The following is a 12162-nucleotide window of genomic DNA, read 5'->3' on the forward strand; positions in this document are numbered from 1 at the left end:
AGAACGCGAACCGATATCAGTTTCTATTAGTTAGCATGCCACACCCCCGCAGCCTGTTCCGGCGTGGAACGCGCTGCGGGGGTGTGAGTTTTCTTGATATTTACGTGTTGGTTGCTGGGAAGCTACTGGGCCTAGAGGGCCAGATGCTCCTTGACCGATCCTGCCAGAGCTTCGGCTTCGGCCTGGGCCTGCTCGTGGGTAGCCGCCTCGACCATGACGCGAACTACTGGCTCGGTCCCCGACGGACGCAGCAGCACACGGCCGGTGGTGCCCAAGCGTGCCTCAGCAGCGGCAATTGCCCGCTGCAGCGGTTCGCATTCTGGAACGCTGGCCTTGTCTACGCCGCGTACGTTGATCAGCACCTGTGGCAGGACGGTCAGCACGGCAGCAAGTTCCTTCAGGGTCTTGCCGGTAGCCTTCACGCGGGCCGCAATCATCAGGCCGGTCAGCACGCCGTCGCCGGTGGTGGCGTGCTTGGAGAAGATCACGTGGCCGGATTGCTCGCCACCCAGGGAGTAATCGCCTTCGCGCATGCCTTCGAGCACGTAGCGGTCACCCACGCCGGTCTGCTTAACAGTGATGCCTGCTGCTTCCATGGCCAGGGTCAGGCCGAGGTTGCTCATCACGGTGGCAACCAGGGTGTTGTCCTTGAGTTCGCCGCGGTCCTTCATGTCCAGTGCCATCACGGCCATGATCTGGTCACCGTCGACGACGGTGCCTTCATGGTCTACTGCAAGACAGCGGTCAGCGTCGCCGTCGTGCGCGATGCCCAGGTCCGCGCCGTGCTCCAGCACAGCGGCCTGCAGCTTCTCCAGGTGGGTGGAGCCGTAGCCATCATTGATGTTGATGCCGTCTGGATCTGCGCCAATCACGACGATCTCGGCGCCGGCAGCCTTGAACACCTCTGGGGAGCAGCCCGAAGCAGCGCCGTGGGCGCAGTCCAGAACTACCTTCATGCCATCCAGCCGGTTGGGCAGTGCCTGCAGCAGATGCATGATGTAGCGGTCCTCAGCGTCGGCGAAACGCGAGACCCGACCTACCTCACCACCGGTTGGGCGTGGCTTTGGCATCTTCAAGCAGGCTTCGATGGCATCTTCCAGCGCATCGTCCAGCTTCTTGCCGCCACGGGCCAAGAACTTAATACCGTTATCCGGAGCCGCGTTGTGCGAGGCGGAGATCATGACACCGAAATCGGCGTTCAGGTCCCCTACCAGGAATGCCGCCGCAGGAGTCGGCAGCGTGCCGGCATCCATGACGTCTACGCCGGAGGCGGCCAGGCCGGCCTCAATTGCGGCAGACAGGAAGTCACCACTGATGCGCGGGTCCTTGGCAACCACAGCGACCGGCTTGTAGCCGTCCTCTGGCTGGCTCAAGCCCAGCACCACCGATGCCGCCTGCGCCAGTTCCAGCGCGAGCTCGGGAGTTAACAGTTCGTTTGCTTTTCCTCGGACCCCATCGGTCCCAAATAACCTTGCCATCGCCTTCAATCATATGCCCTCTGCATTGATTTAAACGGCTTAAGGTCCCGCATTGGCAGTGAGATGAAAAAAGATTAATGGGATCTTGCAGTCTTCTGCGTTAAAAGGCCAAAGGCCCCGGCGTCCTTTGCAGGATGCCAGGGCCTTTGGAAAGACCTTGAAGCAAGGTTTAGCGCTTCGAGAACTGCGAAGCCTTACGTGCCTTCTTCAGACCAGCCTTCTTGCGCTCGATGACGCGTGCGTCACGGGTCAAGTAGCCAGCCTTCTTCAGGGTTGCGCGGTTTGCATCGCGATCGATCTCGTTCAGCGAGCGAGCGATACCCAAACGCAGTGCACCGGCCTGGCCGGAAATGCCGCCACCGTTGATACGAGCGATAACGTCGTAAGCACCCTCAAGACCAAGGATCTTGAAAGGCTCGTTGACGTCCTGCTGGTGCAGCTTGTTAGGGAAGAAGTTCTCCAGGGTGCGACCGTTAACGGTCCACTTGCCGGTGCCTGGTACCAGGCGAACGCGGGCGATAGCCTGCTTGCGACGGCCAACTGCTGCACCTGGAACGGTCAGCGGAGCGCGCTCGGTTTCGGCAACTACAGCCGAAGCAGAGGTCTCGGTGGTGTAAGTCGAAGGGGTCTCGCCTTCGAATTCAGTGGTTTCTTCAGCGTTCTGAGCCACGATAATCTCCTATTAAGTATTTCTTCTCGGGGCCAGGACTACTGAGCGACCTGGGTGATTTCCAGTGCCTTTGGCGACTGAGCAGCGTGTGGGTGCTCGGCGCCGCGGTAGACCTTCAGCTTCGACAGCTGGGCATCGGAAAGCTTGTTCTTAGGCAGCATGCCCTTGATGGCCTTCTCAACAGCCAGTACTGAGTTCTTTTCCAGCAGGTCTGCGTAGTTGATGCTCTTCAGGCCACCTGGGAAACCGGAGTGGCGGTAAGCGCGCTTGTTCAGCAGCTTCTTACCGGTCAGTGCAACCTTGTCTGCATTGATGATGATGACATGGTCGCCCATGTCCATGTGTGCAGCATAGGTTGGCTTGTGCTTGCCGCGCAGCAGGGTTGCGGCCTGGACGGCGAGACGGCCGAGTACTACGTCGGTGGCGTCAATGACAAACCACTGACGAGTCTGGTCAGCCGGCTTTGGGGTGTACGTACGCACAGTAATTGCCTTACGTTGATTCGTTTCTGGTCAAACAGTCGCTTGGCTGAAGGCGGTGAGATCCCCCAGTGACAGGCACTGTCGTGTTGTTCTTGTGTTTAGACCAGTACGCCAGGTGAGGACTGATGATAACCGGCCGTCCATATATTGTTCGCACACCCAGCAGACCAGCGACTATGCAACTAAGCCGTCACGCTTGGGCGTGTAGTGTCGAACGTGGACATACACAACTCATAAAAGTTTAGCGGATTAAAGTGTTTCCGGCCAAAAAAGCATGTACGTCGTGAGCAACAACACCCTTAAGATCCCGGGGATTATCGGCTAATCAGCTTTCCATGCAGGCTTCGTCAACCTCAGCTTCGGTTCGCCGTGCGCGGGTCAGGAGTGCTCGTTCTGCCAGTTCTTCAGCCTCTGGGTAGTAGACCTCTTCGAGGACCAGGGCCCGCGGGTGCGAAAGCTTGGTCTTGGAGTCGCGGACCATCTGTTCCAGCCGCTGGGCCAGGAACCCCGGTTGCTCACGCCCGTCCCCCACCATCATCGCGGCACCGATTAGCGCACGGACCATGTTGTGGCAGAAGGCATCGGCCTTCAAATGGGCCAGTACCAAGCCGTCGGCTCCACGGGTGAAGGTGAATTCCTGCAGGGTACGAATGGTCGTGGCATGCGGACGGGGCTTGCAGTAGGTCAAGAAGTCGTGGCGGCCCAGCACGCTTTGCGCCTCGCGATTCATCGCCTCGACATCCAGCTCTTCACGGTGCCACGTCGTCAGGTGCCGGGTCAGTGGATCCCAGCGCTGCTGCCCATCGGCAATCCGGTAGGAGTAGCGGCGGGCCAGCGCGGAGAAGCGGGCATCGAAGCCTTCTGGTGCGCGTTCGGCTTCATGCACCCAAACGGCACCATCTTGACGGCCAAGGATGCCGTTGATGCGGCGTACGAGCGCAGGACCGGGAGCCAAGGGCGCCTTGCGTGGCAGTCCCGCGTATTCTTCCTCGGTCAAATCGAAGTGCACCACCTGGTGGCGGGCATGCACACCTGCATCGGTGCGTCCGGCAACAACCACGCGCACGCGGCGCCGGATCATCATTTCCAGGGCCTCTTCAACCAGCTGCTGCACGCCCAAGACATTGGGCTGGCGAGCCCAACCGCTATAGGCGGCACCGTCGTATCCGAGCACCATGCGCATGCGGATCCATGCTGGTGCTGCAGTGGCCCCCAATGCGGTGGTGCCCATTGGATCGATGCTTTCTGGCTGAGTACTCATGTATTCAATTATGCGTAAGCAGACGCGCAACCGTCGAATCAAGTGCCCGCCTTCACGCCGTTATCCACAGGCGCCAAAACGAGAGCTGCTGCCGGAAGTAGCCGATGTGCATTCCACGGACCTGCCACGCAGGCGGCTGGTTCACCAGCACCATTCTAAGGACTCGCCATGTTCAGGAATGCAGTTAGCTTTATCGCGATATCCGCTGCTGTCCCGCTCTGCTTAAGCGGTTGCAGTTCGGGACAGCTGAGCACAAAGCAATCATGCGCCCTCATTAATGAACTGGCCGTAGAGCATTCCATAGAGGAAAAGTGGGCGCTGGCATATATGGGAATTCTTGCGCAGAATTCACAACCTGCGATTGAGGCTATGGAAACAGCCATCGGCATCTACCGGGAAGTCTCCGAGCAAACTGGCGATAGGCACTTGCGCACTGCATTGCGGTCCGAAATCGAAAACTACCAAGACTTCATTGACCTCATTGCCAATCGCTCCTTTGACGATCCAACGCTCGCGTCAGACGTTGAGGCAGCCGAGGGCGGACTGCAAGATCAATACACCGACTATGTGCGTGAAACGTGCCCAGCTTCCGCTTCTGAACCTGATCGGTCCGCTTCTTAGGAAACCGCTGCTTGCCGATCCGCTCATGTCATACACTGCCTGTAATAACTCCTGATTATAGAATAAACAGGTACTTATCGGTGCCTCACGTGCTGGGCCATCGGATCATCATCGTCTAAGGATCTCAATGTCGAAAAAGTTCGCGGCATCTGCCGCTGCGCTCACCCTTGCATCTGTCATGCTCACTGGTTGCAGTGCAGGCAAACTGTCCACCGAGGAAACCTGCGTTTACATCAACGACCAGGTGGCTGAACGCGGACTGCAGAAGAAGGCGGAGGACTCCAGCGCAGAGCTCTTGGCTGGCGATACATCGGCTTATGCCGAGATCATGAACGAGTTCGATTCCATCCTGGGCGAAGCCGCTGAGAACACGAAGGACAACAAGCTTGCCACGTCCTTGAATGCGGCATCGGAACAGACCAAGAAAATGGCTGGCCTGATGGCTGAGGGCAACAGCAGCAACATGATGGAAATTTCGCAGAAGATCGCCGAACTGGATACGGCTGAGGCTTCCGAGGCTACCGAATACCTGAATACGGCTTGCCCGGACATGGATTCGTTCAGCTAGGCAATTCCAAGATGCGGATGCCCCTGCCCTCCAACTGACGGGCAAGATCACCCGCGTCTTCACGCAAACAGGCATAAAAAAAGATTCCCGTTGGTTCCTTGCGGATCCAACGGGAATCTTTTTCGCCTTTGCAGGCGAGAGAGCATTAGCTCGAAGGGGCTTAGGCCTCTTCGGTCTCAGCAGCCTTCTCGGTAGCCTTGGTGGCTTCCTTGACGACAGCCTGCTTTGGCGAAACTGGCTCCATCACGAGCTCGATAACAGCCATAGGAGCGTTGTCGCCCTTGCGGTTACCGATCCTGGTGATGCGGGTGTAGCCACCCTCGCGGTTTGCCATTGCTGGTGCGATGTTCTCGAACAGTTCGTGAACGATCGACTTGTTGGTGCGCGAACGCGAAGCGATGACGGCCTGGACGCGGCGACGCGAAGCCAGGTCTCCGCGCTTAGCGAAGGTGATCAGGCGCTCTGCGTGTGGACGCAGACGCTTGGCACGGGTCAGGGTGGTGGTGATCTTCTTGTTCTCGAAGAGCTGTGCCGACATGTTAGCGAAAATCAATCGCTCATGTGCTGCACTGCCGCCGAGACGCGGACCCTTGGTAGGGGTAGGCATTGTGGTTCTCCTAGATGAATAACCCGTACTGGACGAATATTTCGTTCAGTCGGATGAAGTAGTGTGTCGCTAGACGCGGGTCTTACAGACCTTCGTCGTATTCGTCGCCATCGTCGATGGCGCTACGAGCGGCCAGATCGAAGCCTGGAGGGGAATCCTTCAGGGCCAGACCCAGTTCAACCAGCTTGGCCTTGACTTCGTCAATGGACTTCGCACCGAAGTTGCGGATGTCCATCAAGTCGGCCTCGGAGCGGGTTACGAGTTCACCCACAGAGTGGATGCCCTCACGCTTCAAGCAGTTGTACGAACGAACGGTGAGTTCCAGATCCTCGATCGGCAGCGCCATGTCAGCAGCCATAGCTGCATCGGTTGGCGATGGACCGATTTCGATACCTTCAGCCTGAGTGTTCAGTTCGCGGAACAAACCGAACAGCTCAACCAGGGTGGTACCTGCGGATGCAACTGCATCGCGCGGGGTGATCGATTCCTTGGTCTCCACGTCAACGATCAAACGATCGAAGTCGGTGCGCTGCTCGACACGGGTTGCTTCCACGCGGAAGGTCACCTTCAACACTGGGGAGTAGATCGAATCAACTGGGATTCGACCGATCTCGCCATCAATGTTCTTGTTCTGAGCGGCAGACACATAGCCACGGCCGCGCTCAATGGTCAGTTCCATGTCGAACTTGCCATTGGCGTTGAGGGTGGCGATGTGCAGATCAGGGTTGTGGAACTCCACACCTGCTGGAGGGGTGATGTCCGCTGCAGTAACGATGCCCGGGCCCTGCTTGCGCAGGTAGGCAACGACTGGCTCGTCGTGCTCGGAAGATACCGACAGGTTCTTGATGTTCAAGACCAGTTCGGTGACATCTTCCTTGACACCGGCTACGGTGGTGAACTCATGCAGTACACCGTCAATTCGAACACTGGTGACAGAAGCACCAGGAATCGAAGAGAGCAGGGTACGGCGGAGCGAGTTACCAAGGGTGTAGCCAAAGCCTGGCTCCAGTGGTTCGATAACGAACCGGGAGCGGTTTTCGGCAACTACTTCTTCGGTCAGGGTTGGGCGCTGCGTAATGAGCACTTACATTTCCTTTCAGCGAGCGTCCGCTATATGACGCCTCACGGGGGTGGAAACGACGGTAGCCTGAGGTGGCCGTTCGTCTTTTTGCAGGCTAATAAGTCCAAGATAGTCACCGGAGCACCCACGAGTGAATGCTTCGGTGACTTCTTAGGCTAAGCCTAGCGAATCAATTAGACGCGGCGACGCTTCGATGGGCGGCAACCGTTGTGAGCGCTTGGGGAAACATCCTGGATGGATCCAACCTCAAGGCCAGCAGCCTGCAGCGAACGGATCGCGGTTTCGCGTCCCGAGCCTGGGCCCTTGACGAAAACGTCAACCTTGCGCATGCCGTGCTCCTGAGCGCGCTTTGCAGCGGACTCAGCAGCCATCTGGGCAGCGTATGGGGTCGACTTGCGCGAACCCTTCATGCCTACCTCGCCGGCCGAAGCCCACGAGATAACAGCGCCAGTCGGATCGGTGATCGATACGATGGTGTTGTTGAAGGTGCTCTTGATATGCGCCTGTCCCTGCGCAATATTCTTTTTGTCCTTGCGACGCGGCTTACGTACCGCTCCACGAGTCTTTGGGGGCATTTCTTCTCCTACGAAAAAAGTATTTGAACTAGATCGCTAAGATTTAGCGAGTCTTCTTCTTACCTGCGACGGTACGCTTCGGGCCCTTACGGGTACGTGCGTTGGTCTTGGTGCGCTGACCGCGGACCGGCAGGCCCTTACGGTGACGAATACCTTCGTAGGATCCGATCTCAACCTTGCGGCGAATGTCAGCCTGAACCTCACGGCGCAGGTCACCTTCAACCTTGTAGGTGCCTTCGACGAAGTCGCGCAGCTGCACGAGCTGGTCATCGGTGAGATCCTTGACGCGAGTGTCCGGGCTGATGCCGGTCGCTGCGATGGTCTCTTCTGCACGGGTCTTGCCCACGCCGTAGATGTAAGTCAGCGCGATAATTACGCGCTTCTCGCGTGGAATGTCCACGCCTGCTAAACGAGCCAAGTGGCTACCTTTCAACGAACGGAGGTCTGGAGCAGTACCTTCCGTGATTGCTCACGGCCCCGGCCTCCGAATCCGGGGGTACACCAGGACTTTCGTCCTAGCTGATACTGCCTAATTGACTACGCGTGGGAATCCCGTAAAAACGGAATTAGCCCTGACGCTGCTTGTGGCGTGGGTTCTCGCAGATCACCATGACCACGCCGTTACGACGGATCACCTTGCACTTGTCGCAGATCGGCTTCACGCTAGGGTTAACCTTCAAGGCTTTGTCCTTTTGCGGTTGCAGTTAAATGTGGAGCAGTAAAAAGCTTTGTCCAAGAACATCATTCAGCGGCCGTAGCACAAGATTGTGCTTCGCACGCTGGGAAAGTCTTGGATTCTGCAGATTTACTTGTAGCGGTAAACGATGCGACCTCGGTTGAGGTCGTATGGGCTCATTTCAACCTGCACTCGGTCCTCTGGGAGGATTCGAATGTAGTGCTGACGCATCTTACCCGAGATAGTGGCGAGCACTACGTGTCCATTCGGCAGCTCCACGCGGAACATCGCGTTCGGCAGTGCTTCCGAGACGGTGCCCTCTACCTGGATGACGCCTTCCTTCTTGCCCATTTTCCCCGCTAACTTTTTTTGTTGGCAATTTCCACCAACAAGTAATTGGTTCTGGTCCTTGATCCCTGTACCGAAAACCCGAGGGTTTTAGGCGCAATTAAATCAGGAACCAACAAACAACGATACGGCATTAGTCCACACAGTGCCAATCGTTCATTGACATTTAAAATGTTAGATCCAGCACGCCACAGCCATGTGGCGTACTGGATCCGATGATTTGCCGGCTGGTGCTAGCCCTGGATCGGCGATGGGGTGACGCCGAATGGGGCCAGCCCGGCCGCTCCCCCATCGTGCGCGGTCAATACCCAGATGCCGCCCATGTGGAATGCCACGGTGTGCTCCCACTGCGAGGCGTTGGACTTGTCGTTGGTGACAACGGTCCAGTCGTCTTCCAGCACGGAGGTCTCGATGCCACCGCGAACCAGCATTGGCTCGATGGCCAAGCACATGCCCGGCTTGATGCGCGGGCCGCGGTGCCCCGAGTTGTAGTTCAGCACATCCGGTGCCATGTGCATCTGCGAACCGATGCCATGGCCGCAGTAATCCTCGAGGATGCCCAGCTCGTCGCCTGGCTGGCTGGTGACGAAGTCATCGATGGCCTGGCCGATCTGGCCGATGAAGCGTGCGTTGGCCGCCGCGGCGATGCCGGCCCACATGGCCTGCTCGGTGATGTCGCTCAGGCGCTGGTCAGCTGGGTCGATGTTCTCGCCCACCAGCACGGTGCGTGCCGAGTCGGAGTGCCAGCCGTCGATAATGGCGCCGCCATCGATCTTCAGCACGTCGCCGTCCTTCAGCTCGTAGTCCGATGGGAAGCCGTGGACTACCTCGTGATTGACCGAAGCGCAGATGTTCGCTGGGAAGCCATGGTAGCCAAGGAAGTTGCTGGTCGCGTTGTGGCGTTCGAGCACCTTGCCAAAGGCCTGGTTGATCTCTTCGGTCCGCACCCCGGGCCGAGCCATCGCAACGGCTTCGTCCAGCGCTTCAGCCAGCACCAATCCGGCCTGGCGCATCTTCAGGATCTCGGAGTTGGATTTGTACTCGATTTTCGGCTGTCCTAAAGCCAATGTGATTCCCCTGCCTCAAAGTGTGATGTCCTTGCCGCGTGCCGCTGCCGGCAACCGCAAGGTCCATCAATGCAAAAAGTGCGCAGGGACCGGGCTGCAACATCCATTGTTGCTGCACGGTCCCTGCGCGTTGTAACGCTTGTGTCTAGGCGTTGACGTTCAACGCTGCAAGAACACGCTCGGTGACTTCGTCGATAGCGCCCAGGCCGTCGACCTTGCGCACGATGCCGCGTTCCTCGTAGCGCTCCACAACGACGCGAGTCTCGTCGTTGTACAGGCCCAGGCGGTGGCGGATGACCTCTTCGGTGTCATCGGCGCGGCCTTCGATCTGCGCACGCTTCAGCAGACGGGCTACCAGCTCGTCGTCATCAGCGGTCAGCTGCAGCACTGCGTCCAGGGCGATGCCCTTGTTGGCCAGCATCGCATCCAGCGCGTCCACCTGCGCACTGGTGCGCGGGTAGCCATCGAGCAGGAAGCCCTTGGCGACATCGTCCTGGTTCAGGCGGTCTTCAACCATGTTGTTGGTGACCGAATCAGGTACAAAGTCTCCGTTGTCAATGTACTTGCTGGCTTCGAGACCCAGCGGGGTGCCGCCCTTGACGTTGGCACGGAAGATGTCGCCGGTCGAGATGGCGACAATGTCCAAGCGCTCGGAGATCTTTACGGCCTGGGTGCCTTTGCCGGCACCCGGTGGTCCAATAATAAGCAGTCGACTCATCGCAGAAGCCCTTCATAGTTCCGTTGCTGCATTTGAGCATTGATTTGCTTGACGGTTTCCAAACCCACACCAACCATAATCAGGATCGATGTACCGCCAAATGGGAAGCTTTGGTCAGCGTTGAACAGCACGAAGGCAATCAGCGGGATCAACGCAACGAACGCAAGGTACAACGCGCCCGGGAAGGTAATACGGGAAATCACGTACTGCAGGTAATCGGCGGTCGGACGACCAGCACGAATGCCCGGAATGAATCCGCCGTACTTCTTCATGTTGTCGGCGACCTCTTCAGGGTTGAAGGTAATCGCAACATAGAAGTAGGTGAAGCCGATGATCATCAAGGTGTACACCAGCATGTACCACGGCGATGAAGTCGCCGAGTGCTCCTGCAGCCACATCGCCCACTGGGGCAAGGTGCCATCATCGTTCTGGTTGAACTGAACGATCATCTGCGGCAAAGCCAGGATGGAGCTGGCGAAAATCACTGGGATCACGTTCGCCATATTCAGCTTCAAAGGAATATAGGTGGAGGTGCCGCCCACGGTGCGGCGTCCCACGGTGCGCTTGGCGTACTGCACCGGAACACGTCGCTGGGACTGCTCGACGAAGACCACCAGAGCAACAATCAACAAGCCCACCAGCAGCACGCCAATGAAGGTCATGATGCCCTGCGCCTGGAAGATGGCGCCCATCGAGGATGGGAAACCCGAAGCGATGGAGATGAAGATCAGGATGGACATGCCGTTGCCGATGCCACGCTCGGTGATCAACTCGCCCATCCACATGATCAGGCCGGTGCCTGCGGTAAGGGTGATGATCATCAGCAGGATGACAATCAACGAGTCATCCGGGACCAGCGGAAGGGTACAGCTTGGGAACAGGCTGCCGGTACGGGCCAGGGTGACCAAGGTGGTTCCCTGAAGCAGTGCCAAGGCGATGGTCAGGTAACGCGTGTACTGCGTCATCTTGGCCTGGCCGGCCTGGCCTTCCTTGTGCAGGGCCTCGAAGTGCGGGATCACCACACGCAGCAACTGGACGATAATTGCCGCAGTAATGTACGGCATGATTCCCATTGCGAAGACCGAGACCTGCAACAGGGCGCCGCCGCTGAACAGGTTCACGAATGAATAAAGTCCACCGGTGGTTTCACCCATTGCCAGACACTGCTGAACGTTGCTGTAATCAATGCCCGGAGCGGGAATGAATACACCGACACGATAGATCGCAATGATCCCAAGCGTGAACAGCAACTTGTTGCGCAGATCAGGCGTCCGAAAAACTCGGGCTATGGCGCTGAACAAGCGTCCTCCTGAAGTAAGTGCTTGAGCCTGAGGAAGAGATTCTTCCCAGACCTAACGATTCTAGCGGTCTGTTAGGCAATCCTGCCAAATGCGCCACACGAAATGCACACAAATGTTTGCAGGAATGATCCTAAACCGACTAATCAGCCAAGCAATTATAAGAAATCTTAGAATGTTTCGCCGAGAGAAAAAGAAAGTCCCGGTTCACGTTGATTGCTCAACGCGAACCGGGACCATTCAAAGGCTTGACCCTGTATTAGAGGGTGTTTGCCGAGCCGCCAGCAGCAGCGATCTTCTCGGAAGCGGAAGTCGAGAAGGCGTTAACCTTCACGTCAACCTTAACCGTGATGTCGCCGGTGCCCAGCACCTTGACAGGCTGGTTCTTGCGAACGGCGCCCTTGGCAACCAGTGCCTCGACGGTGACTTCGCCACCTTCTGGGAACAGTTCCGAGATCTTGTCCAGGTTTACAACCTGGAACTCGACGCGGAATGGGTTCTTGAAGCCGCGCAGCTTTGGCAGACGCATGTGCAGCGGAAGCTGACCACCTGCGAAGCCTGCCTTCACCTGGTAACGAGCCTTGGTACCCTTGGTACCGCGACCTGCGGTCTTACCCTTGGAGCCCTCACCGCGACCCACGCGGGTCTTAGCGGTCTTGGCACCCTCAGCTGGGCGCAGGTGGTGAACCTTAAGTGCTTTTTCTTCAGCCAT

General features: G+C 57.8%; 15 protein-coding genes and 1 pseudogene. 2 read left to right on the forward strand and 14 right to left on the reverse strand.

Features of this window, described 5'->3' with window-relative positions; translation table 11 throughout:
• Positions 1 to 131 precede the first annotated feature (131 nt).
• The 4 genes from glmM to truA all read right to left on the reverse strand — a co-directional run bounded on the left by glmM (position 132) and on the right by truA (position 3891).
• A complete protein-coding gene (glmM, locus tag ACIP6G_RS02535; RefSeq protein WP_105657641.1) occupies positions 132 to 1478 on the reverse strand; it encodes a phosphoglucosamine mutase in 1347 nt (448 codons plus the stop codon).
• Positions 1479 to 1647: 169 nt separating this feature from the next.
• Positions 1648 to 2148, reverse strand: a complete 501-nt coding sequence (gene rpsI, locus ACIP6G_RS02540; protein WP_060702200.1) for a 30S ribosomal protein S9 — start codon at positions 2146 to 2148, stop codon at positions 1648 to 1650.
• A 38-nt stretch (positions 2149 to 2186) separates the two neighbouring features.
• On the reverse strand, positions 2187 to 2630 hold the full coding sequence (gene rplM, locus ACIP6G_RS02545; protein WP_400288508.1) for a 50S ribosomal protein L13: 444 nt from the start codon (positions 2628 to 2630) through the stop codon (positions 2187 to 2189).
• A gap of 325 nt (positions 2631 to 2955) precedes the next feature.
• A complete protein-coding gene (gene truA, locus ACIP6G_RS02550) occupies positions 2956 to 3891 on the reverse strand; it encodes a tRNA pseudouridine(38-40) synthase TruA (RefSeq protein ID WP_286134203.1) in 936 nt (311 codons plus the stop codon).
• Positions 3892 to 4059: 168 nt separating this feature from the next.
• On the opposite strand from truA, the gene ACIP6G_RS02555 reads away from it, so the two are divergent.
• Positions 4060 to 4512: a hypothetical protein gene (locus tag ACIP6G_RS02555; protein ID WP_400288511.1), complete on the forward strand. Its 453-nt coding sequence runs from the start codon at positions 4060 to 4062 to the stop codon at positions 4510 to 4512.
• A gap of 127 nt (positions 4513 to 4639) precedes the next feature.
• Positions 4640 to 5080 carry a hypothetical protein gene (locus ACIP6G_RS02560; protein WP_400288514.1) on the forward strand — a complete coding sequence of 147 codons (441 nt, stop codon included), beginning with the start codon at positions 4640 to 4642 and terminating at the stop codon, positions 5078 to 5080.
• 166 nt (positions 5081 to 5246) lie between these two features.
• Here the strand turns inward: ACIP6G_RS02560 and rplQ are convergent.
• From rplQ to rplO, 10 genes and pseudogenes are all read right to left on the reverse strand, one after another.
• Positions 5247 to 5687: pseudogene (rplQ, locus tag ACIP6G_RS02565) on the reverse strand (50S ribosomal protein L17); the annotation flags it as partial.
• A gap of 82 nt (positions 5688 to 5769) precedes the next feature.
• A complete protein-coding gene (locus ACIP6G_RS02570) occupies positions 5770 to 6771 on the reverse strand; it encodes a DNA-directed RNA polymerase subunit alpha (protein WP_105657647.1) in 1002 nt (333 codons plus the stop codon).
• A gap of 170 nt (positions 6772 to 6941) precedes the next feature.
• Entirely contained in the window at positions 6942 to 7343 is a 402-nt protein-coding gene (gene rpsK / locus ACIP6G_RS02575) for a 30S ribosomal protein S11 (protein ID WP_038992179.1), read from the reverse strand.
• A gap of 43 nt (positions 7344 to 7386) precedes the next feature.
• Entirely contained in the window at positions 7387 to 7761 is a 375-nt protein-coding gene (rpsM, locus tag ACIP6G_RS02580) for a 30S ribosomal protein S13 (RefSeq protein WP_105657648.1), read from the reverse strand.
• Between the two features lie 148 nt (positions 7762 to 7909).
• Entirely contained in the window at positions 7910 to 8023 is a 114-nt protein-coding gene (gene rpmJ / locus ACIP6G_RS02585) for a 50S ribosomal protein L36 (RefSeq protein WP_013349661.1), read from the reverse strand.
• Positions 8024 to 8148: 125 nt separating this feature from the next.
• Positions 8149 to 8370, reverse strand: a complete 222-nt coding sequence (gene infA, locus ACIP6G_RS02590; RefSeq protein WP_013349662.1) for a translation initiation factor IF-1 — start codon at positions 8368 to 8370, stop codon at positions 8149 to 8151.
• 230 nt (positions 8371 to 8600) lie between these two features.
• Positions 8601 to 9434 carry a type I methionyl aminopeptidase gene (gene map, locus ACIP6G_RS02595; RefSeq protein WP_105657649.1) on the reverse strand — a complete coding sequence of 278 codons (834 nt, stop codon included), beginning with the start codon at positions 9432 to 9434 and terminating at the stop codon, positions 8601 to 8603.
• A 145-nt stretch (positions 9435 to 9579) separates the two neighbouring features.
• On the reverse strand, positions 9580 to 10152 hold the full coding sequence (locus tag ACIP6G_RS02600) for an adenylate kinase (RefSeq protein WP_105657650.1): 573 nt from the start codon (positions 10150 to 10152) through the stop codon (positions 9580 to 9582).
• A complete protein-coding gene (secY, locus tag ACIP6G_RS02605; RefSeq protein ID WP_105657651.1) occupies positions 10149 to 11453 on the reverse strand; it encodes a preprotein translocase subunit SecY in 1305 nt (434 codons plus the stop codon). Before secY ends, ACIP6G_RS02600 begins: the two co-directional genes overlap by 4 nt.
• A 256-nt stretch (positions 11454 to 11709) precedes the next feature.
• Positions 11710 to 12162: a 50S ribosomal protein L15 gene (rplO, locus tag ACIP6G_RS02610; protein WP_105657652.1), complete on the reverse strand. Its 453-nt coding sequence runs from the start codon at positions 12160 to 12162 to the stop codon at positions 11710 to 11712.

The sequence above is a fragment of the Glutamicibacter sp. NPDC088483 genome (assembly GCF_044753145.1).
Classification (GTDB): Bacteria; Actinomycetota; Actinomycetes; order Actinomycetales; family Micrococcaceae; genus Glutamicibacter.

Coding starts and splice junctions, on each gene's coding strand:
- ACIP6G_RS02555 (WP_400288511.1), top strand. CDS start 4,060: ATGTTCAGGAATGCAGTTAGCTTTATCGCGATATCCGCTGCTGTCCCG.
- truA (WP_286134203.1), bottom strand. CDS start 3,891: ATGAGTACTCAGCCAGAAAGCATCGATCCAATGGGCACCACCGCATTG.
- infA (WP_013349662.1), bottom strand. CDS start 8,370: ATGGGCAAGAAGGAAGGCGTCATCCAGGTAGAGGGCACCGTCTCGGAA.
- ACIP6G_RS02600 (WP_105657650.1), bottom strand. CDS start 10,152: ATGAGTCGACTGCTTATTATTGGACCACCGGGTGCCGGCAAAGGCACC.
- glmM (WP_105657641.1), bottom strand. CDS start 1,478: ATGGCAAGGTTATTTGGGACCGATGGGGTCCGAGGAAAAGCAAACGAA.
- rpsK (WP_038992179.1), bottom strand. CDS start 7,343: ATGCCCCCAAAGACTCGTGGAGCGGTACGTAAGCCGCGTCGCAAGGAC.
- rplO (WP_105657652.1), bottom strand. CDS start 12,162: ATGGCTGAAGAAAAAGCACTTAAGGTTCACCACCTGCGCCCAGCTGAG.
- ACIP6G_RS02560 (WP_400288514.1), top strand. CDS start 4,640: ATGTCGAAAAAGTTCGCGGCATCTGCCGCTGCGCTCACCCTTGCATCT.